15 protein-coding genes and 1 pseudogene are annotated in these 18350 nt (G+C 71.2%); 5 read left to right on the forward strand and 11 right to left on the reverse strand.

Going from position 1 to position 18350, the window contains the following annotated elements; all coding sequences use genetic code 11:
- Positions 1-54: 54 nt before the first annotated feature.
- Positions 55-1836, reverse strand: coding sequence for a murein biosynthesis integral membrane protein MurJ (murJ, locus tag ABZ342_RS43375; RefSeq protein ID WP_360486295.1), 1782 nt, complete (start codon positions 1834-1836; stop codon positions 55-57).
- Positions 1837-1968: 132 nt separating this feature from the next.
- Between murJ and map the strand changes: the two genes are divergently transcribed.
- Positions 1969-2751: a type I methionyl aminopeptidase gene (gene map / locus ABZ342_RS43380; RefSeq protein ID WP_360486298.1), complete on the forward strand. Its 783-nt coding sequence runs from the start codon at positions 1969-1971 to the stop codon at positions 2749-2751.
- Positions 2752-2788: 37 nt separating this feature from the next.
- Here the strand turns inward: map and ABZ342_RS43385 are convergent, their stop codons facing one another.
- Positions 2789-3046 (reverse strand): hypothetical protein, encoded by a 258-nt coding sequence (locus ABZ342_RS43385; protein ID WP_155542567.1) that lies wholly within the window; start codon positions 3044-3046, stop codon positions 2789-2791.
- Between the two features lie 337 nt (positions 3047-3383).
- Positions 3384-4424: an aldo/keto reductase gene (locus tag ABZ342_RS43390; RefSeq protein ID WP_360486301.1), complete on the reverse strand. Its 1041-nt coding sequence runs from the start codon at positions 4422-4424 to the stop codon at positions 3384-3386.
- A gap of 110 nt (positions 4425-4534) precedes the next feature.
- Here ABZ342_RS43390 and ABZ342_RS43395 point away from each other — a divergent pair, with 110 nt between their 5' ends.
- A complete protein-coding gene (locus tag ABZ342_RS43395; protein WP_360486304.1) occupies positions 4535-5407 on the forward strand; it encodes a helix-turn-helix transcriptional regulator in 873 nt (290 codons plus the stop codon).
- Here ABZ342_RS43395 and ABZ342_RS43400 read toward each other — a convergent pair.
- From ABZ342_RS43400 to ABZ342_RS43435, 8 genes are read right to left on the reverse strand one after another with little or no spacing between them, the layout of a single operon-like run.
- Positions 5334-5930: a TetR family transcriptional regulator gene (locus ABZ342_RS43400; protein ID WP_155542564.1), complete on the reverse strand. Its 597-nt coding sequence runs from the start codon at positions 5928-5930 to the stop codon at positions 5334-5336. The genes ABZ342_RS43395 and ABZ342_RS43400 overlap by 74 nt on opposite strands.
- Positions 5927-6760: an NAD(P)-dependent oxidoreductase gene (locus ABZ342_RS43405; protein WP_360486307.1), complete on the reverse strand. Its 834-nt coding sequence runs from the start codon at positions 6758-6760 to the stop codon at positions 5927-5929. Before ABZ342_RS43405 ends, ABZ342_RS43400 begins: the two co-directional genes overlap by 4 nt.
- A 10-nt stretch (positions 6761-6770) precedes the next feature.
- Positions 6771-7937 (reverse strand): acyl-CoA dehydrogenase, encoded by a 1167-nt coding sequence (locus ABZ342_RS43410; protein WP_360486310.1) that lies wholly within the window; start codon positions 7935-7937, stop codon positions 6771-6773.
- Positions 7934-9883, reverse strand: coding sequence for a biotin carboxylase N-terminal domain-containing protein (locus ABZ342_RS43415; RefSeq protein ID WP_360486313.1), 1950 nt, complete (start codon positions 9881-9883; stop codon positions 7934-7936). Before ABZ342_RS43415 ends, ABZ342_RS43410 begins: the two co-directional genes overlap by 4 nt.
- 7 nt (positions 9884-9890) lie before the next feature.
- A complete protein-coding gene (locus tag ABZ342_RS43420; RefSeq protein ID WP_360486316.1) occupies positions 9891-11489 on the reverse strand; it encodes a carboxyl transferase domain-containing protein in 1599 nt (532 codons plus the stop codon).
- Positions 11486-12634, reverse strand: coding sequence for an acyl-CoA dehydrogenase family protein (locus ABZ342_RS43425; protein WP_360486319.1), 1149 nt, complete (start codon positions 12632-12634; stop codon positions 11486-11488). The genes ABZ342_RS43420 and ABZ342_RS43425 overlap by 4 nt, the downstream gene beginning before the upstream one ends.
- On the reverse strand, positions 12631-14319 hold the full coding sequence (locus ABZ342_RS43430; RefSeq protein ID WP_360486322.1) for an acyclic terpene utilization AtuA family protein: 1689 nt from the start codon (positions 14317-14319) through the stop codon (positions 12631-12633). The genes ABZ342_RS43425 and ABZ342_RS43430 overlap by 4 nt, the downstream gene beginning before the upstream one ends.
- On the reverse strand, positions 14316-15107 hold the full coding sequence (locus ABZ342_RS43435; protein WP_360486325.1) for a TIGR03084 family metal-binding protein: 792 nt from the start codon (positions 15105-15107) through the stop codon (positions 14316-14318). The genes ABZ342_RS43430 and ABZ342_RS43435 overlap by 4 nt, the downstream gene beginning before the upstream one ends.
- 141 nt (positions 15108-15248) lie before the next feature.
- Between ABZ342_RS43435 and ABZ342_RS43440 the strand changes: the two genes are divergently transcribed.
- The 3 genes and pseudogenes from ABZ342_RS43440 to ABZ342_RS43450 all read left to right on the forward strand — a co-directional run.
- Positions 15249-16079, forward strand: a complete 831-nt coding sequence (locus ABZ342_RS43440; protein ID WP_360486328.1) for an enoyl-CoA hydratase-related protein — start codon at positions 15249-15251, stop codon at positions 16077-16079.
- A complete protein-coding gene (locus ABZ342_RS43445) occupies positions 16076-16681 on the forward strand; it encodes an acetoacetate decarboxylase family protein (RefSeq protein ID WP_360486331.1) in 606 nt (201 codons plus the stop codon). Before ABZ342_RS43440 ends, ABZ342_RS43445 begins: the two co-directional genes overlap by 4 nt.
- A gap of 279 nt (positions 16682-16960) precedes the next feature.
- Positions 16961-18286 (forward strand): annotated as a pseudogene (locus ABZ342_RS43450) (ATP cone domain-containing protein); the annotation flags it as partial.
- Positions 18287-18350: the final 64 nt, after the last annotated feature.

Below are 18350 nucleotides of genomic sequence, written 5' to 3' on the forward strand. Positions count from 1 at the left end.
CAGCGGTCTCGTTACCGTTTCGAGACATCCGGATCACGCTCCCGGCCGTAGTCGTCAACGAGAGGCGAAGCGACGCAGGAGAGCGCCCGCGCGCCGGGTCACCGGAGTGAACTCCGGGAGCCTCAGCAGCGCCAGCAAGCCGAACGGGACGGCCATCCCGAGCAAGGTCTGGACCGGCAGTTTCACCCAGGCGGCGGCGATCACGCCGAGGGAACCGGGCACCGCGTAGCCGGCGAGCACCGCGGCCCCGACGCCGAGGGCGCTGACGGAGAGGGTGATCAGCCCGACCCGCAGGGATCGCTTGCTGCGCAGGTGCCCGAGCCGGACCCAGAGCCAGACCTGGCCGAGGACGGCGCCGACGACGAACCCGGCGCCGTTCACGAGCATCACGCCGAGGACGATGTGCTCGCCGTCGAGCAGCCCGCGGCAGAGCAGCAGCAGCGGGATCTTCACCGCGGTCATCACGAGCATGATCAGCGTGGGCGTGCGGGCGTCCTTCATCGCGTAGAACACCCGCAGCTGCAACATGACCAGCGCGAAGGGCAGCAGCCCGACGGCGGAGACGGCCAGGGTCTGGCCGAGCCGCTCGGCGTCGCCGAGGGTGCCGCGGCCCCAGGTGAAGATCGCGATGCCGACCGGCGTGCCGACCACCGCCAGCACGGCGGAGATCGGCACGAACAAGACCGTCGAGATGCGGGAAGCGAGCGAAAGGTCGCCGACGAGCGAGGCCGTGTCGCCGTCGGCGGCCGCGCGGCTCATCCGCGGCATCAGCGCGGTCAGCAGCGAGACGCCGAGAATGCCGTACGGGAGCTGGAAGAGCAGGGACGCGTAGCTGTAGGCCGTGACGCCGCCGCTGGTCCCATGGGTCAGCACACGGGTGGTGACGACGAACCCGACGTGGCTGACCACGACGTAGCCGAGGATCCACGCGGCGAGCCCGCCGAACTCCTTGATCCGCGGGTCGAAGCCCCAGCGCCAGCGGAACCGGAACCCGGTGCGCAGTAACGCCGGGACCAGCACCGCGGCCTGCACGACGATGCCGAGCGTGGTGCCGAGGCCGAGCACCAGCAGCTTCGGGTCGCCCATCCGGACCGGGTCGAGCGTCAGCTCCCCCGGCACGACGGCGAACAGGACGAGCGTGGCGGTGACGACGACGTTGTTCAGCACCGGCGCCCAGGCCGGCGGGCCGAAGACGTTCTGCGCGTTGAGGATCGCCGAAAGCAGCGCGAAGAGGCCGTAGAACAGGATCTGCGGCAGCAGCAGGTACGCCAGCGCGGTGGTGAGCCCCGAGTTGGCCGTCGCGGACGATTTGTCGACGTAGAGCGCGGTGAACAGCGGCGCGATCGCCACCGCGACGGCCGTGCCGACGGTGAGCAGCACCAGCGCCATCGTGATGAGCCGCTGGGTGTAGGCGCGGCCGCCGTCCGGGTCGTCCTGGGAGCGGACGAGCAGCGGCACGACGACGCTCGCGAGCACGCCGCCGAAGAGCAGCTCGAAGACGATGTTGGGCAAGGTGTTCGCGACGGTGAAGGAGTCGTTGACGATCCCGGTCCCGACGACGGCGGCCAGCAGCAGCTTCGCGACGAACCCGGTGATCCGGCTGACGGTCGAGGCGACGGCCATCCGGCCGCTGGAGCGGGCCAGCGACGAGCCGGCGCCCTCGCCGCGGCCGGCGCTGACGGGCGAGGCGGGCGGCCGCGCGACGATCTGGGTGGCGAACTCGTCGTAGGGCCGCCGGGAGACGTCGGGGTCGCGGGTCGGCCAGTGGGCGCCGCGCAGGTCGCTGGGGAGGAAGACCGTCGCTTCGTCGTCCGCCGCTGGTGGGGGTTCCGCCATGGCTCAAGCCTGCCAGGTCGGACGGCCTTCCGGGCGCTCCGGCGGACAGCCGGTCCCGCCTGGTATTTCTATACCGGAGCCGTGCTACGGTTCCGGTATAACTATACCGACAACGGGGGATGCGAGGGTTTCGTGATCGAACTGAAGACGCGTGCGGAGATCGAGCGCATGCACGTGACGGGGCGCTTCGTCGCCGAGGTGCTCACGGAGGTCGGCGAGCTCGCCGACGTGGGCGTCAACCTCATGGACCTGGAGCACCACGTGCGCGGCATGATCAAGCGCCGCGGGGCGGAGTCGTGCTACTGGGACTACGCGCCGTCGTTCGGCGAGGGCCCGTTCCGCAACGTCATCTGCCTGTCGGTCAACGACGCCGTCCTGCACGGCCTGCCGCACGACTACGTGCTGCGCGACGGCGACGTGCTCACCGCCGACCTCGCGGTCACCATCGACGGGTGGGCGGCCGACTCGGCGCGCACGGTCATCGTCGGCACCCCCGCCGAGGAGGACCTGCGGATCATCCGCGCCACCGAAGAAGCGCTGGAGGCGGCGATCGGGGCGGCCCTGGCCGGCAACCGGCTGGGCGACATTTCGGCGGCGATCGGGGCCGTGGCCCGTGACTACGACTACCCGGTCAACACGCAGTTCGGCGGGCACGGCATCGGCCGGACCATGCACGAGGACCTGCACGTCTCCAACACGGGCACGGCCGGGCGCGGGATGAAGCTCAAGCCGGGCCTGACGCTCGCGCTCGAGCCCTGGTTCGCCCGCACGACCGACCGGATCGTCTTCGACCCCGACGGCTGGACCATCCGTTCGGCCGACGGCTCCCGCACGGCCCATTCCGAGCACACGGTCGCCATCACCGACGGCGATGCCCTGGTCTTGACCCGGCGGGAATCGGAATCGAACAAGTGAGCGAGTCCACGACACTGCGTGACACGCGCGCGGGTGCTCAGGCGGCGGCGGTGATCTCCAGCGCGGCGCGCCCGGCCTCGGTCAGCTCGGCCGGGACGCGCCCGGCGGCGGCCTCGACGGCGGGACGCAGGTAGCCACCGTGCGCCAGCGCGTGTGCCGTCATCTGATCGCAACAGGCGAATCCGTCGATGAAGAGGTCGGGCTCGCAGCTGCAGGACATCTGCGCACGGCCTGCTGCCACTGCCTTCAGCATCGCCATCGCGCGGTGGGTGAGCTCGACTCCTGAACCGGACACCGGACTGCCTTCCTCTGCGTACTTGCTACGTATAGTCATTCGCCCGTTGGGCCGATTGTGTTACTTACAACACTATGACGCTTCGGACCCGGGTGGGGTTCCGGATTGGTCCGGCGTGTCGCCGACCGGTTCAGGGGTCACGGCGAGCGGTTCAGACCACCGGCCCGTCGGCGGCGCACCGAAACCGCCGGGCGCGCCGGGGTGTCGACCGACCGCCGGACGAGCTTTCGCACGGCAGGAGACCGGCGGGTGGCATGTCGGCCACGGCGCCGGTCCCCATGCCCACGACAGCGGGAGACGGCCGGGTGCCGGCGTCGTCCCGGCACCCGGCCGGCGGTCAGCGGCGGGCTTCGAGCTTCAGGTCCCCGCGCATCACCGCGCGGATGTGGTCCCCGGCCAGCAGATCGTGCGGATAGCCGAGGTCGATCGCGCTCGCCTCGTCGAGGCGCGTCAGCTGGGCCGCGGTGAACTCGACCGCCAGCGCACCCAGGTTGCCCTCCAGCTGCTCCGGAGTCCGGGCACCGACGATCGGCGCCGTCACGCCCGGGTTCCGCAGGGTCCAGGCCAGCGCGACCTGCGCGGGCGTGTGGCCCAGCTCCCCCGCGACCTCCGCCACGACGTCGGCGATGGCCAGGTTCCGTTCGGTGACCACGCCCAGCCCGGCGTTGAAGCTCGCCCGGGTCCCCGCGGCGGGAGCGGTGCGGTACTTGCCCGTCAGCACCCCACCCGCCAGCGGCGAATACGGCGTCACGCCCAGCCCCATCGCCCGCGCCATCGGGATCAGGTCGCGCTCCGCGGCCCGGTTGACCAGGTTGTACTCGACCTGCAGCCCGACCAGCGGCGACCAGCCGCGCAGGTCGGCGATCGCCTGCATGCGCGAGATCTCCCAGGCCGGGACGTTGGACATCGCCACGTACAGGACCTTGCCCCGGCGGACCAGGTCGTCGAGGCCGCGCAGGATCTCCTCGACCGGCGTCGCGAAGTCCCACACGTGCAGGTACAGCAGGTCGAGGTAGTCCGTGCCCAGCTGCCGCAGGCTGGCTTCCACCGACGCGAACAGGCTCTTGCGGTGCGAGCCCGCGGAGTTCGGGTCACCGGGCCGGCGCAGCGTCGTGTACTTCGTGGCCAGCACCAGGCTCTCGCGGCGGTCGCGGGCGAACTCGCCCAGCTGGCGCTCGGAACTGCCGTTCGTGTAGGTGTTCGCGGTGTCGATGAAGTTGCCGCCGCGCTCGACGTAGGTGTCGAAGAGCTTGCGGGCCTCGGACTTCTCGGCGCCCCAGCCCCACTCGGTGCCGAAGGTCGCCGTGCCCAGCGCGAGCGGGGAAACCCGCAGCCCGGAACGGCCCAGCAGCCGGTAGCTGTCGAGGGTGAGCGACATGGTGTCCTCCTTGGTTCGTCGTCGGCAGCGAGTCTCCGTGCGCGCGGCGGCCGGGGTAAGGGAAGGACTTTCCTGGGAACACCGGTCCCACCCCGGCGGTTGCAGCGATCATGACGACACCCACCGTGGAGCTGGGCGCGTTCCTGCGCGCCCGGCGCGAACGCCTGGACCCGCGGGACTTCGGCCTGCCGCCGCGCCGGCGGACCCCGGGGCTGCGCCGCGAAGACGTCGCCGAGCTGGCCGGCATCAGCGTCGACTACATCGTGCGGCTGGAGCAGGCCCGCGGACTGCGGCCCTCGGCGGACGTCGTGGAAGCGCTGGCCGGGGCGCTGCGCCTGGCTCCCGACGAGCGCGCGTACCTTTTCGACCTGGCCCGGCAGCGTCCCCGCGACACCGACCGGCTCGCCACCACCGCGGCGCCGCCGCTGGCCCGGCTGGTCGCCGACCTCTCCCCGCTGCCGGCCATGCTGCTGAACCACCGCTACGACGTCCTGGCCTGGAACGCCGGGATGGCGAGGCTGATGGTGGATTTCGGCACGCTGCCGCCGTCGCGGCGCAACGCCGTGTGGATCTGCCTCATGCACCCGCGGGTGCGCGAGTTCTACGTCGACCGGGAACGCGTGGTGCGAGACGGGATCGCGCACCTGCGCACCGCGTGGGCCGCGCACCCGGACGACCGGGCGCTGACCGGCCTCATCGCCGAACTGACCGACGGCGACGCGGAGTTCGCGCGCCTGTGGGCCGAACGGGACGTCAAGGTCAACGCCCGCGGGCGCAAGGTCGTGCGGCACCCCGAGGCCGGGGTGCTGGCCCTGCACTTCGAGACGCTCAGGCCGGTCCAGGACCCGGACCAGCTGCTGGTCATCCACCGTGCCGCCGACGACGAGAGCCAGGCGGCGCTGGACCGGCTCACCCGAGCCGCAGCTCCAGCGTCCGCGCCCATTCCCGCACGATCTGCTTCCGGCGCCGCGTGTCGTCCGTGAGCAGGTTCGCCAGGCCCAGCCCGCGCGCCAGGTCGAGGGTGGCCTGGACCAGCTCGCGCACTCCCGCGCGGGACTCGTCGACGCCGAGGAGCTCCACCGTCACCCGGTGGGCCTCGCGCCCGACCCGCGCTTCCAGCGGTACCAGCACGTCCCGCAACGCGTCGTCGGTCGCCGCGACCGACCACAGCTGCAGGGCCGCGCGGAACAGCGGCCCGGTGTAGAGGTTCAGCACCATCTCGACGACGCGCTCGATGCGCGACGCCCCGCTCGGCAGGTCCGCGGCCTGGGCCCGCAGCTCGTCGATCTGCGCTTCGCCGAGGAGGTCCACGGCGGCCGCGACGAGGGCTTCCCGGGTCGGGAAGTGGTGCTGCGCGGCGCCCCGGGAGACGCCGGCGCGTTCGGCGATCACGGCGACCGTGACGCCGTGCCAGCCGCGCTCGCCGAAGCTGTCGAGCGCGGCCTCGATCAGCCGCCGCCGCGTGGTGCGGCTGCGTTCCTGCTGGGGTTCGCGGACGCCGGTCAAGCCGGATCGACCCAGAAGTCGAGCTGCAGGTCTTCCTCCGAACCCCCGATGCGGTACTGCGAGAAGTCCGTGACGCCGGCCGCGCGCAGCACCTCGTCGTCGAGGAAGAAGTTCCCGGTCGCTTCGCCGCTCGGCTTGGTGAGGATCGCGTACGCGGCGTCGGCCATGATCTCCGGCGTCCGGCTGCGGTCGGCCAGCTCGGCCCCGACGACGTTGCGGATCGCCGCCGTGTCGATGGTCGTGCGCGGCCACAGCGAGTTGACCGCGACGCCGTCCTTCTTGAGTTCGGCGGCGAGGCCGACGGTCACGAGGCTCATCGAGTACTTCGCGATGCTGTACGCGAGGTGCCCGGCGGTGAACCACTTCTCGTCGAGGCTGATCGGCGGCGACAGCGTCAGGATGTGCGCGTTCGCCGACTTCCGCAGGTGCGGGATGGCCAGCTTGGACAGCAGGAACGTGCCGCGCGCGTTGATGTCCTGCATCAGGTCGTAGCGCTTCATGCTGACCTGCTCGGTCGGCGTCAGGTCGATCGCGCTGGCGTTGTTCACGACGATGTCGATGCCGCCGAACTGCTCGACGGCCTTCGCCACCGCGGCCGCGACACCGTCGTCGTCGCGGACGTCGCCGAGGATCGGCAGCGCGTGCCCGCCGGCCTTCTCGATGGCTTCCGCGGCGGTGTAGATCGTGCCGGGCAGCTTCGGGTGCGGTTCGGCGGTCTTGGCCAGCAACGCGACGTTGGCGCCGTCCTTGGCCGCCCGGAGTGCGATCGCCTCGCCGATGCCGCGGCTGCCGCCGGACATGATGATCGTCTTGCCGTCCAATGTAGACATAACGACTCTCCTAGTAGGACTTCGGGAGGCCGAGGCTGTGCTGGCCGACGAAGTTGAGCACCATCTCGCGGCTGACCGGCGCGATCCGGCCCAGCCGGACGGCCGTGACCAGCGTGCCGAGGCCGTATTCGGTCGCGAGCCCGTTGCCGCCGTGGGTCTGCACGGCCTGGTCGGTCGCGCGGATGGCCACCTCGGCGGCGGCGTACTTGGCCATGTTGGCCGACTCCCCCGCGCCGAAGTCGTCGCCGGAGTCGTAGAGCGACGCCGCCTTCTGCGTCATCAGCTTCGCCAGTTCCAGCTCGATCTTGATCTCCGACAGCGGGTGCGCGAGGCCCTGGTGGGCACCGATCGGCGTGCCCCAGACCTGGCGCTGGTTCGCGTAGGAGACGGCTTTCGAAAGCGCGTACCGGGCGATGCCGAGGGAGAACGACGCGCCCATGATGCGTTCCGGGTTGAGGCCGGCGAACAGCTGCGCGATCGCCGCGTCCTCCTCGCCGACGAGCGCCTCGGCCGGGAGCTTGACGTCGTCGAGGAACAGCGAGAACTGGTTCTCCGGCGCGACGATGTCCATCGGGATCTTCGTGTACTCGAAGCCCTCGGTGCCGGTCGGCAGGATGAACAGCGCGGGCTTGAGCCGGCCGGTCTTCGAGTCCTCCATGCGGCCGACGACGAGCACCGCGTCGGCCTCGTCGACGCCGGAGATGTAGACCTTGCGTCCACTGAGGACCCAGCCGTCACCGTCGCGCTTGGCGGTGGTGGTGATCTTGTGCGAGTTCGACCCGGCGTCCGGCTCGGTGATCGCGAAGACCATCCGCTTGCTGCCGTCGGCGATGCCCGGCAGCCATTGCTTCTTCTGCTCCTCGGTGCCGAACCGGGAGATGACGGTGCCGCAGATGGCCGGCGAGACGACCATGAGCAGCAGCGGCGAGCCCGCGGCGGCCAGCTCTTCGAGGACCGCGGCGAGGTCGGCGATGCCCGCGCCCCCGCCGCCGTACTCCTCGGGGATGTTGACCCCGAGGTAGCCCAGGCGCCCGGCCTCGTCCCACAGCTCGTGGGTCTTCTCGTCGGCGCGGGCCTTCTTCGCGTAGTACTCGTGCCCGTACTTGGCGCCCAGTTCGGCGACGGCCTTGCGGAGCGCGATCCGCTCTTCGGGCTCGATGAAGTTCATGGCGTTCATTCTTCGTCTCCCACCACAGCCAGGATTGTGCCCACTTCGACCTGCTGTCCGACGGTCACGGGCAGCTCGGTCACCACGCCGTCGGCGGGTGCCGCGATGCGGTGTTCCATCTTCATCGCTTCGAGCCAGAGCAGGGGGTCGCCGGCCTTGACCGGGTCCCCGGCCCGCACGGCCAGCCGAACCACGGTGCCCGGCATCGGCGCGACCAGCGACCCGGCGGCCAGCGCCGCGTCCGGGTCGGCGAACCGCGGTGCCGCCGTCAGCGCCACCGAGCCGAGCGCGGAGTCCACGTAGGACACTCCGTCGTGCCGGGCGACGGCGAAGGTGCGCCGCACCCCGGCGACGTCCAGGACGACCCGGCCGGGCTCGGCCGACACCAGCCCGGCGTCGATCCCGTCCGCTTCCAGCCCGTCGCGAGTGAGCGAGTAGACCACCTCGTACTCGCGGTCCGCGACGGAGAAGACCTTGCGCTGCCCGGCGGAGCGGACGTTGCGCCAGCCGCTGGGCAGCCTGCCCTGGGTGGTCGCCGACGCCCGGTTGCCCGCCGCGTCCGCGAGGGCCGCGGCCAGCGCCGAAAGCCGCTCGGTGTCCACAGTGGCCAGTGGCGCGGCCAGGGTGTCGAGGCCGTGGCGGTCGAAGAACGCGGTGTCGGTCTCCCCGGCCAGGAACGCCTCGTGCCGGAGGATGGTCACCAGCAGGTCGCGATTGGTGACGACGCCGTGGATCTTCGACGCCGCCAGTGCCTTCGCGAGCCGGCGGGCGGCCTCGGCGCGGGTCGGCGCCCAGGTGATCACCTTGGCGAGCATCGGGTCGTAGTGCACGCCGACCACGGACCCGCTCTCGAAGCCGGAGTCCAGTCGCAGCCCGGCGCCGTGGGTGAAGGAACGGTCCACATCGGGCACTTCGAACGTGTGCAGCGTGCCGCTCTGCGGCTGCCAGCCCGCGGCGGGGTCTTCGGCGTAGAGCCGGACCTCGATGGAGTGGCCGACGGTCGGCGGCGGGTCGGCGGGCAGCCGCTCCCCTTCCGCGACGCGCAGCTGCAACGCGACCAGATCCAGCCCCGTGACGTTCTCGGTGACGGGGTGCTCGACCTGCAGCCGGGTGTTCATCTCGAGGAAGTAGAACCGGCCGTCGGGCCCGGCGAGGAACTCGACCGTGCCCGCCCCGACGTAGTCGATGGCCTTCGCGGCCTTGCGCGCGGCGTCGAACAGCTCTTCGCGCATCGCTTCGTCGACGAACGGCGACGGCGCTTCCTCGACGACCTTCTGGTGCCGGCGCTGGATCGAGCACTCGCGCTCCCCCACCGCCCACACCGTGCCGTGGGTGTCGGCGAGCACCTGGACCTCGATGTGGCGTCCGGTCTCCAGGTACCGCTCGCAGAACACGGTCGGGTCGCCGAACGCCGACGCGGCCTCCGCACTCGCGCCTTCCACCGCCTCGGCCAGCTCGTCGAGGGAACGGACCACGCGCATCCCGCGTCCGCCACCCCCGGCCGAGGCCTTGACCAGCAGCGGCAAGTCTTCTGCCGTCACCGAGTCCGGGTCCAGTTCGGACAGCACGGGCACGCCCGCGGCGGACATCAGCCGCTTGGACTCCACTTTGGAGCCCATCGTCTCGATGGCTTCCGGCGGCGGTCCGACCCAGGTCAGCCCGGCGTCGAGGACGGCACGGGCGAACGCGGCGTTCTCGGACAGGAAGCCGTAGCCGGGGTGGACGGCGTCGGCGCCGGTGTCGGCCGCGGCCTTCACCAGCAGCTCGGCCCGCAGGTACGTCTCGCTCGGCGCGTTGCCGGGAAGACGCACGGCCGCGTCGGCTTCGAGGGTGTGCGGCGCGGCGGCATCGGCGTCGGAGAACACCGCGACCGTGCCGATCCCGGCGTCGCGGCAGCTGCGGAAGACGCGGCGGGCGATCTCACCGCGGTTGGCGACCAGCAGGTTCTGGATCATCGCTCACTCACATCCGGAAGACGCCGAAGCCCTCGGCGCCCTTCACTGGTCCATTGTGGATCGCCGACAGGCTCAGCCCCAGCACGGTGCGGGTGTCGCGCGGGTCGATGATGCCGTCGTCGTAGAGCATGCCGGAGAGGAACATCGGCATCGACTCGGCCTCGATCTGGCCTTCGACCATGGCGCGCATGGCCTTGTCGTGCTCCTCGTTGTACTCCTGACCCCGGGACTCCGCCGCCGCGCGAGCCACGATGGACAGCACGCCGGCCAGCTGCGCCGGGCCCATCACCGCGGACTTCGCGCTCGGCCAGGCGAAGAGGAACCGGGGATCGTAGGCGCGGCCGCACATCCCGTAGTGCCCGGCGCCGTAGGACGCTCCCATGAGGACGGACAGGTGCGGTACCTTCGAGTTCGACACGGCGTTGATCATCATCGCGCCGTGCTTGATGATGCCGCTCTGCTCGTACTCCTTGCCGACCATGTAGCCGGTCGTGTTGTGCAGGAACACCAGCGGCGTGTGGATCTGGTTGGCCAGCTGGATGAACTGCGCGGCCTTCTGCGACTCCTCGCCGAACAGCACGCCCTGGGCGTTGGCGAGGACGCCGACCGGGTAGCCGTGGATGCTCGCCCACCCGGTCACCAGGCTCGACCCGTAGAGCGGCTTGAACTCGTCGAAGTCGGAGCCGTCGACGACGCGGGCGATCACCTCGCGCGGGTCGAACGGCACCTTGAGGTCGGTCGGCACGATGCCGAGCAGGTCCTCGGCATCGTACAGCGGCTCGGCGTAGTCCGGCTTCGGCGTCGGCCCCTGCTTCGTCCAGTTGAGCCGCTTGATGATGTTGCGGCCCAGGCGGATCGCGTCCTGCTCGTCGACGGCCAGGTAGTCGGCCAGCCCCGAGGTCCGCGCGTGCATCTCGGCGCCGCCGAGCGACTCGTCGTCGGACTCCTCGCCGGTGGCCATCTTGACCAGCGGCGGCCCGCCGAGGAACACCTTGGCGCGTTCCTTGACCATGACGACGTAGTCCGACATGCCCGGCAGGTACGCGCCGCCGGCGGTCGAGTTGCCGAAGACCAGCGCGACCGTCGGGCAGCCCGCGGCCGACGCCCGCGTGATGTCGCGGAAGATCCGGCCGCCGGGGATGAAGATCTCCTTCTGCGTCGGCAGGTCCGCGCCACCGGACTCGACGAGGTTGATCGACGGCAGCCGGTTATGCGCGGCGATGTCCGCCGCCCGGAAGCTCTTCTTGGTCGTCCAGGGGTTGCTGGCGCCGCCCTTGACCGTCGGGTCGCTGGCCGAGACCAGGCACTCGACGCCTTCGACGACCCCGATGCCGGTCACGAGGCTCGCGCCGACCCGGTAGTCGGTGCCCCACGCGGCCAGCGGCGACAGCTCCAGGAACGGCGAGTCCTCGTCGAGCAGCAGCTCGATCCGCTCGCGGGCCAGGAGCTTGCCGCGCTTGCGGTGGCGCTCGACGTACTTGTCGCCGCCACCGGCCACGGCTTTGGCCTGTTCGGTGTCGATCTCGGCGAGCTTCTCCAGCATCGCCTCGCGGTTGGCGCCGAACTCGGCGGTCCGCGTGTCCACTGTGGACCTCAGGGTAGTCACGACGTGTATCCCAATCGCTTCGCGGCCAGGCCGGTGAGGATCTCGGTGGTGCCACCGCCGATGCCGAGGATCCGGACGTCGCGGTAGTGGCGCTCCACTTCGGACTCGCGCATGTAGCCGAGCCCGCCGTGCAGCTGGACGGCCTCGTTGACCACCCACTCGGCGGCCTCGACGGCGGTGTTCTTGGCGAAGCAGGCCTCGGCGATGACCTCCTCGCCCGAGACGTGCCGGATCGCGGCCTGCCGGGCGTAGGTGCGGGCCACGTCCACGCGACGGGCCATTTCGGTGAGCTTGTGCTGCACGACCTGCCGCGAGATGAGCGGACGGCCGAACGTCTCGCGCAGCCGGCACCAGTCCAGCGTCAGGTCGAGGGCCCGCTGGGCGTGCGAATACGCCTGCACCGCAAGCGAAAGCCGCTCGGTGACGAACTGCGTGGCCACCTGCGCGAACCCGCTGTTCTCGGCGCCCACCAGGTTCTCCACCGGCACCCGGACGTCCACGTAGGACAGTTCGGCGGTGTCGGAGCAGAGCCAGCCCATCTTCTCCAGCTTGCGCGACACGGTGAAGCCGGGCGTCCCGCGCTCGACGACGATCAGCGAGAGCCCGTGCGCGCCGTCGCCGCCGGTGCGCACGACCGTCGTGACGAAGTCGGCGCGGCAACCGGACGTGATGTAGGTCTTGGCGCCGTTGATGACGTACTCGTCGCCCTCGCGCACGGCGGTGGTGCGGATCCCGGCGACGTCCGACCCGCCGTCCGGCTCGGTGACGGCCAGCGAGCCGATCTTGTCGCCGGAGAGGGTCGGCCGAACCCAGCGCTCGATCTGGACGGGGTCGCCCGCCTCGGCGATGTGCGGGACGGCGATGCCGCAGGTGAACAGCGACGCGAACAGCCCGCCGGAACCACCCGCGTAGTGCATCTCCTCGGCGATCACCAAAGCGTCGAGGTAGTTGCCGTCCCCGCCGCCGACCTCTTCGGGGAAGCCGACGCCCAGCAGGCCGAGGTCGCCGGCCTTGCGGTGCAGGTCGCGTGGCAGCTCGCCCTCGCGCTCCCAGTCGTCGAGGTGCGGCAGGACCTCCTGCTCGACGAACTTGCGGACGGTCTTACGCAGCTCGGCCCGTTCGGGCGTCCGGAACGGATCGGTCACAGGAGCACCTCGGGGACGTCGATTTCACGGGAGCGCAGCCACTCGCCGAGGGCCTTGGCCTGCGGGTCGAACCGTGCCTGCGACGCGACACCCTCGCCGAGGATGCCTTCGACGACGAAGTTCATCGCGCGCAGGTTCGGCAGCAGGTAGCGCGTCACCGGCAGGTCGGCGGTCTCGGGCAGCAGCAGCTTGAACTCGGCGACGGTCAGCCGGTGCACCAGCCACCGCCAGGCCTCTTCGGACCGGACCCAGACGCCGAGGTTGGCGTTGCCGCCCTTGTCGCCGCTGCGGGCGCCCGCGATCGTGCCCAGCGGCACCCGGCGCACTGGCCCGTGGTCGAGCGGCTCGGGCAGCGCGGGCTCGTCCACATCGGACAAGTCCAGAGTGGACGACGAAGGCGCTATGTCGACACGCATGCCGTCCGGCAGCACGGCGACGTGCGGCACCTGCCGAGCGTCCACGTAGGCCGCGGTGTAAACGCCGTAGGGCGAGGCGTCCGACGGCGGCGCGGTGACGTGGAACCCGGGGTAGCTGGCCAGCGCCAGCTCGACGGCGGCGCCGGTGAACGCGCGGCCGGCGACCTTGGGGTCGGCGTCCTTGACGGCGACGTGCAGCAGCGCGCTCGCGGTCTGCTCGGTGTCGGCGTCCGCGTGGTCGGTGCGGGCCAGTGTCCACTTGACGTCGGCGGGCGGCCGGTCCTTCAACGCCGCTTCGAGCTGTTCGCGCACCAGCGCGGCTTTCGCGTCGATGTCGAGTCCGGTGAGGACGAACGTCGTCTCGTTCCGGAAGCCGCCGAGCGTGTTGAGCGCGACCTTCAGCGTCGGGGGCGGAGCCTCCCCGCGGACGCCGGAGATCCGGACGCGATCCGGCCCGTCTTCGGCGAGCGAGAGCGTGTCGAACCGGGTCGTGACATCCGGCCCGGCGTAGCGCGCGCCGGTGGTCTCGTACAGCAGCTGTGCGGTGACGGTCCCGGCGTTCACCACTCCCCCGGTGCCCGGGTGCTTGGTGATGACGCTGGAGCCGTCGGCCTCGATCTCGGCGATCGGGAAGCCCGGGACGCCCAGGGAGTGCTCGGTGAAGAAGGCGTAGTTCCCGCCGGTGGCCTGCGCGCCGCACTCGATGACGTGCCCGGCGGCGACCGCGCCGGCGAGGGCGTCGTAGTCGTCGCGGGCCCAGCCGTAGTGCGCGGCGGCCGGGCCGACGATCACCGAGGCGTCGGTGACGCGCCCGGTGACGACGACGTCCGCGCCCGCGTTCAGGCATTCGACGATGCCCCAGGCGCCGAGGTAGGCGTTGGCCGTCAAGGGTTTTCCGAGGTCCAACTCGTCGGCGCGCGCGACCAGGTCGTCGCCTTCGACGTGCGCGATCTTGACGTCGAGCCCGAGCTTCGCCGCCAGCTCGCGGAGGGCGTCCGCGAGTCCGGCGGGGTTGAGCCCGCCCGCGTTGGCGACGATCTTGACGTCCTTTTCCCGTGCCAGGCCGAGATTTTCCTCCATCTGGCGCAGGAACGTCTTGGCGTAGCCGCGGTTCGCGTCCTTCATCCGGTCGCGGCCGAGGATGAGCATGGTCAGCTCGGCCAGGTAGTCCCCGGTGAGCACGTCCAGGGGGCCGCCGGTGAGCATCTCCCGGACGGCGGAAAAGCGGTCACCGTAGAACCCCGACGCGTTGCCGATCCGGTAGGTCATGCGAACTGCCCCGGCTTCCGGCCTTCCCCGGGCGGACCCGCGAAGGCCTGCGCGATGGTCAGCCATTCTTCGACGTCGGCGCCGTGCGCGACGAGGTCCGTGTCGGCCGGGTGCCGCCGCTGGGTGACGACGAGACAGAAGTCGACGGCGCTGCCGGTGAGCTTCTGCTCGGCGTCCTCGGGCCCGAACGCCCAGGTGGAGCCGTCGGGCGCGGTCAGCTCGACGCGGAACTCTTCGGCCGGCGGCGCGAGGGAGTTGAGCAGGTAGGCGAAGTCGCGGGTGCGGGTGCCGAAGCGGGCGATGTGCCACAGCCGCGCGGTCGGCTCCCGTGTCAGGCCGAGGGCGTCGAAGATGTCCTGGCCGTGGGCCCACGTTTCCATCTGGCGGGCGGTGACCATGGAGGCCGCGCTCATCGGCGGGCCGTACCAGGGCAGCTTCTGCCCGTCCGGCACGGCGGCGAGCGCCGCGGCCAGCTCGGCCCGCCCGGCGCGCCAGTCATCGAGGATCTCCCGCGGCGGGCGCTCGGCCCCGGCCGCGGCACCGTCGTCGACGTAGGTCTCCCCCACCTTCAGGAGCTCCTCGACCTCGGCCTGCCAGTCCTCCGGGTGGGCCGCCGCGATGAGCGCCTTGCGGTCGGTCCAGGCCAGGTGGGCGATCTGGTGCGCGATCGTCCACCCCTCAGCGGGTGTGGCCCGCGCCCAGTCCGACGCGGGCAGGTCCGCCACCACGTCGTCGATCGTCCGTGTCTCCGCGTCGAGATCCCCGAGGATCACGCCGAGATCCGCCATCGCCCGCCTCCTTGCGTCCTGGCGCCCAGCGTCGCACCGGCCGCCGGAAAAATCAAGCGCGCCTGATTGTTTCGCCCCGGACGCTGCGGACCCACTATTGACATCTTGCCAGTAGTGGCGGACTGCAATACGTTCCTCACCATGGCCGAGACCACCTACGCCGTCGCGGACCGGATCGCCACGGTGACGCTGAACCGCCCCGAGGCGCGCAACGGCTACACGATCCGGATGGCCGACGAGCTCGGCGCCGCGATGGATCGCGCGGACCGCGACGAAGACGTCCGCGTGGTGGTGTTGACCGGGGCGGGCAAGGACTTCTGCGTCGGCGCCGACCTGTCACAGGGCGGCTTCGACTTCGACCCGGCGACCGGCCCGGACGCGGCCTGGCAGGAGCCCGCCGGCCGGTGCTCGAAGCGGATCTTCACGATGAACAAGCCGGTGATCGCGGCCCTGCACGGCGCGGCGGTCGGCGCCGGCAGCACCATCACGCTCCCCTGCGACTACCGCCTCGCGTCCGAGGACTCCCGGTTCGGCTTCGTGTTCACCCGCCGCGGCATCTACCCCGAAGGCGCGTCGGCGTGGTTCCTCCCCCGGCTCGTCGGGATGGGCACGGCACTGGACTGGATGATCAGCGGCCGCGTCTTCCCCGCCGCCGAGGCGCTCGAAAAGGGCTTGGTGCACCAGGTGTTCCCGGCCGGGACGGTGCTCGACGAGGCGTACGCGCTGGCCCGCGAGATCATCGCGAACACCGCACCGGTGTCGGTCGCGGTCACCCGCCAGCTGCTCTACCGGATGGCGAGCGCCGACTCGCCGTTCCCGGTGCACGAGCTCGACTCCCGGCTGATCGGCGGGCTGGGCACGAACCCGGACGCCGTCGAGGGCGTCATGTCGTTCCTGCAGAAACGGCCGCCGTCGTTCGGTATGCGCGTCGACAAGGACCTCCCCGACTACTTGCCCTGGTTGGACGCATGAGCCTCTATCCCCCGCAGCCCTGGGCCCTGACCGCCGACGCGCGCGTGTCGATCTGGCGCGTGCCGCCGTCCGACCTGCCCGCTTTGCCGGAAGGCGCTTCGCCGTTGCTCGTCGGGGGCCGGGCGTCGGTGTTCACGGCGTGGATCGACTACACCCCGCCGGGGCAGCTGGCGTACCACGAGCTGCTCGCCGCGGTGTCGATCAAGGCACGGCGCGTGTCCTGCTCGATCACGGAGATCTGGGTCGACAGCGAGGCGTCCCTGGCGGGCGGGCGCGAGCTGTGGGCGATCCCGAAGGACCTGGCGACGCTGGACTTCACCGGCGGCCGCACGTTCCAGGCCACGGCGGCGACGGCGGACGACTGGATCGCGACGGCGGCGTTCAAGCCCCGGCCCGCACTGCCGCTGCGCGTACCGACGACGTTCGAGGTGGTCCAGTCGCGCGACGGCCTCCTGCGGACCCCGGTCAGCGCGAAGATCCGGCCCCGCCCGGCCTCGGCCGACTGGAGCTTCAACCCGGACGGCCCCCTCGGCTACCTCGCCGGGCGGCGGCTGGTGACGAGCCTGGAGCTCCCGAAGTCCGAACTCCGCTTCGGCGCCTGAACGTGCCGCGCGGACCGGAAAACTACCCCCTGAACGCACGTCCCGCGGCCTGAACAGCACCTCTGGGTGATCGCGTAACCCGCCAGGGTGAGAGCGCGACACGCCACCCCTTGGGTCCCGCGCGGGGGATCACCCCTACATGTAGTCTCTGATGACCGGCAGCGCCCAGCGACGGGGAGACCGCTGCAGAGTACTGCCGGGCAGTTTTGAAGAACCTGCAGCGCACGGCCTCGTGAGGCCGTGTGGCGATCGAACGCGCCCGAAAGCTTGGAGACACGCATGTCAGTCGATACCGGTCAGCGGCCCGCCGCCGCCGACACCCCCACCGCGATCCGGGTCATCCGGCGGGACGGCAGCGTGTCGCCGTTCGACGCCGGGAAGATCTCGGTCGCGCTGACCAAGGCGTTCCTCGCGGTCGAGGGTGGCGACGCCGCCGCGTCCTCCCGCGTGCACCACGTCGTCGCGGAGCTGACCCAGCAGGTGGAGACGACCCTGCTGCGCCACGCCGGCCCCGAGACCGCCCTGCACATCGAGCAGATCCAGGACATCGTCGAGCTGGCCCTGATGCGCGGCGAGCACCACAAGGTCGCCCGCGCGTACGTCCTCTACCGCGACGAGCGCAGCAAGGCCCGCGAGGCCACCAAGCCCGCCACCACCGAGGCCGCCCTGAACGTCAAGGGCGCCGACGGCGTCCTGCGCCCCCTCGACTGGGCCCGCGTTTCCCACGTCGTGGGCGAGGCCGTCGCCGGCCTCGAAGACGTCTCGGCCGAGCCGGTGCTGGCCGAGGCCAAGCGCAACCTCTACGACGGCATCAGCGCCGACGAGCTGGCCCTCGCCCAGGTCCTCGCCGCCCGCGTGCTGGTCGAGCAGGAGCCGAACTACTCCTACGTCTCCGCCCGGCTGCTGCTGGACAAGCTGCGTGGCGAAGCACTGAGCTACCTGGCGAAGAAGCCGCGCCTGGCCAGCCAGGACGAGATGGCGACCGAGTACCCCGCGTACTTCCGCGCCTACCTGCGCCGCGCGGTCGAGCTGGAGCTGGTCGACGGCGAGCTGCTGTCGTTCGACCTCGACAAGATCACCGCCGCGATCCACGCCGAGCGCGACCTCGACTTCGGCTTCCTCGGCCTGCAGACGCTGTACGACCGGTACTTCCAGCACCACGACGGCACCCGCTTCGAGCTGCCGCAGGCGTTCTTCATGCGCGTCGCGATGGGCCTCGCCATCCGCGAGGACGACCGCGAAGCCCGGGCCATCGAGTTCTACGAGCTGCTCTCGACGTTCCACTTCATGGCGTCCACCCCGACGCTGTTCAACTCGGGCACCACCCGCGCGCAGCTGTCGTCCTGCTTCCTGACCACGGTGGACGACGACCTGGACTCGATCTTCCAGGCGTACAAGAACAACGCGCTGCTGGCCAAGTACTCCGGCGGCCTCGGCAACGACTGGACCCCGGTCCGCGGCCTCGGCGCGCACATCAAGGGCACCAACGGCCAGTCGCAGGGCGTCGTGCCGTTCCTCAAGATCGCCAACGACACCGCGGTCGCGGTGAACCAGGGCGGCAAGCGCAAGGGCGCGGCCTGCGCGTACCTCGAGACCTGGCACGTGGCGCCTTCCGGACGTGCCCGCCGGAGACGTGCAGAGCCTTGGCGGCGCTCTTGACGTCCTCCCC

The organism is Amycolatopsis sp. NPDC005961 (genome assembly GCF_040629235.1).
Taxonomy (GTDB): Bacteria; Actinomycetota; Actinomycetes; order Mycobacteriales; family Pseudonocardiaceae; genus Amycolatopsis; species Amycolatopsis camponoti.

Bases quoted from the DNA above. Each gene is read 5' to 3' on its own strand.
- murJ (WP_360486295.1), bottom strand. From the start codon at position 1,836: ATGGCGGAACCCCCACCAGCGGCGGACGACGAAGCGACGGTCTTCCTC.
- ABZ342_RS43390 (WP_360486301.1), bottom strand. From the start codon at position 4,424: ATGTCGCTCACCCTCGACAGCTACCGGCTGCTGGGCCGTTCCGGGCTG.
- ABZ342_RS43395 (WP_360486304.1), top strand. From the start codon at position 4,535: ATGACGACACCCACCGTGGAGCTGGGCGCGTTCCTGCGCGCCCGGCGC.
- ABZ342_RS43405 (WP_360486307.1), bottom strand. From the start codon at position 6,760: ATGTCTACATTGGACGGCAAGACGATCATCATGTCCGGCGGCAGCCGC.
- ABZ342_RS43410 (WP_360486310.1), bottom strand. From the start codon at position 7,937: ATGAACGCCATGAACTTCATCGAGCCCGAAGAGCGGATCGCGCTCCGC.
- ABZ342_RS43415 (WP_360486313.1), bottom strand. From the start codon at position 9,883: ATGATCCAGAACCTGCTGGTCGCCAACCGCGGTGAGATCGCCCGCCGC.
- ABZ342_RS43430 (WP_360486322.1), bottom strand. From the start codon at position 14,319: ATGACCTACCGGATCGGCAACGCGTCGGGGTTCTACGGTGACCGCTTT.
- ABZ342_RS43435 (WP_360486325.1), bottom strand. From the start codon at position 15,107: ATGGCGGATCTCGGCGTGATCCTCGGGGATCTCGACGCGGAGACACGG.
- ABZ342_RS43440 (WP_360486328.1), top strand. From the start codon at position 15,249: ATGGCCGAGACCACCTACGCCGTCGCGGACCGGATCGCCACGGTGACG.
- ABZ342_RS43445 (WP_360486331.1), top strand. From the start codon at position 16,076: ATGAGCCTCTATCCCCCGCAGCCCTGGGCCCTGACCGCCGACGCGCGC.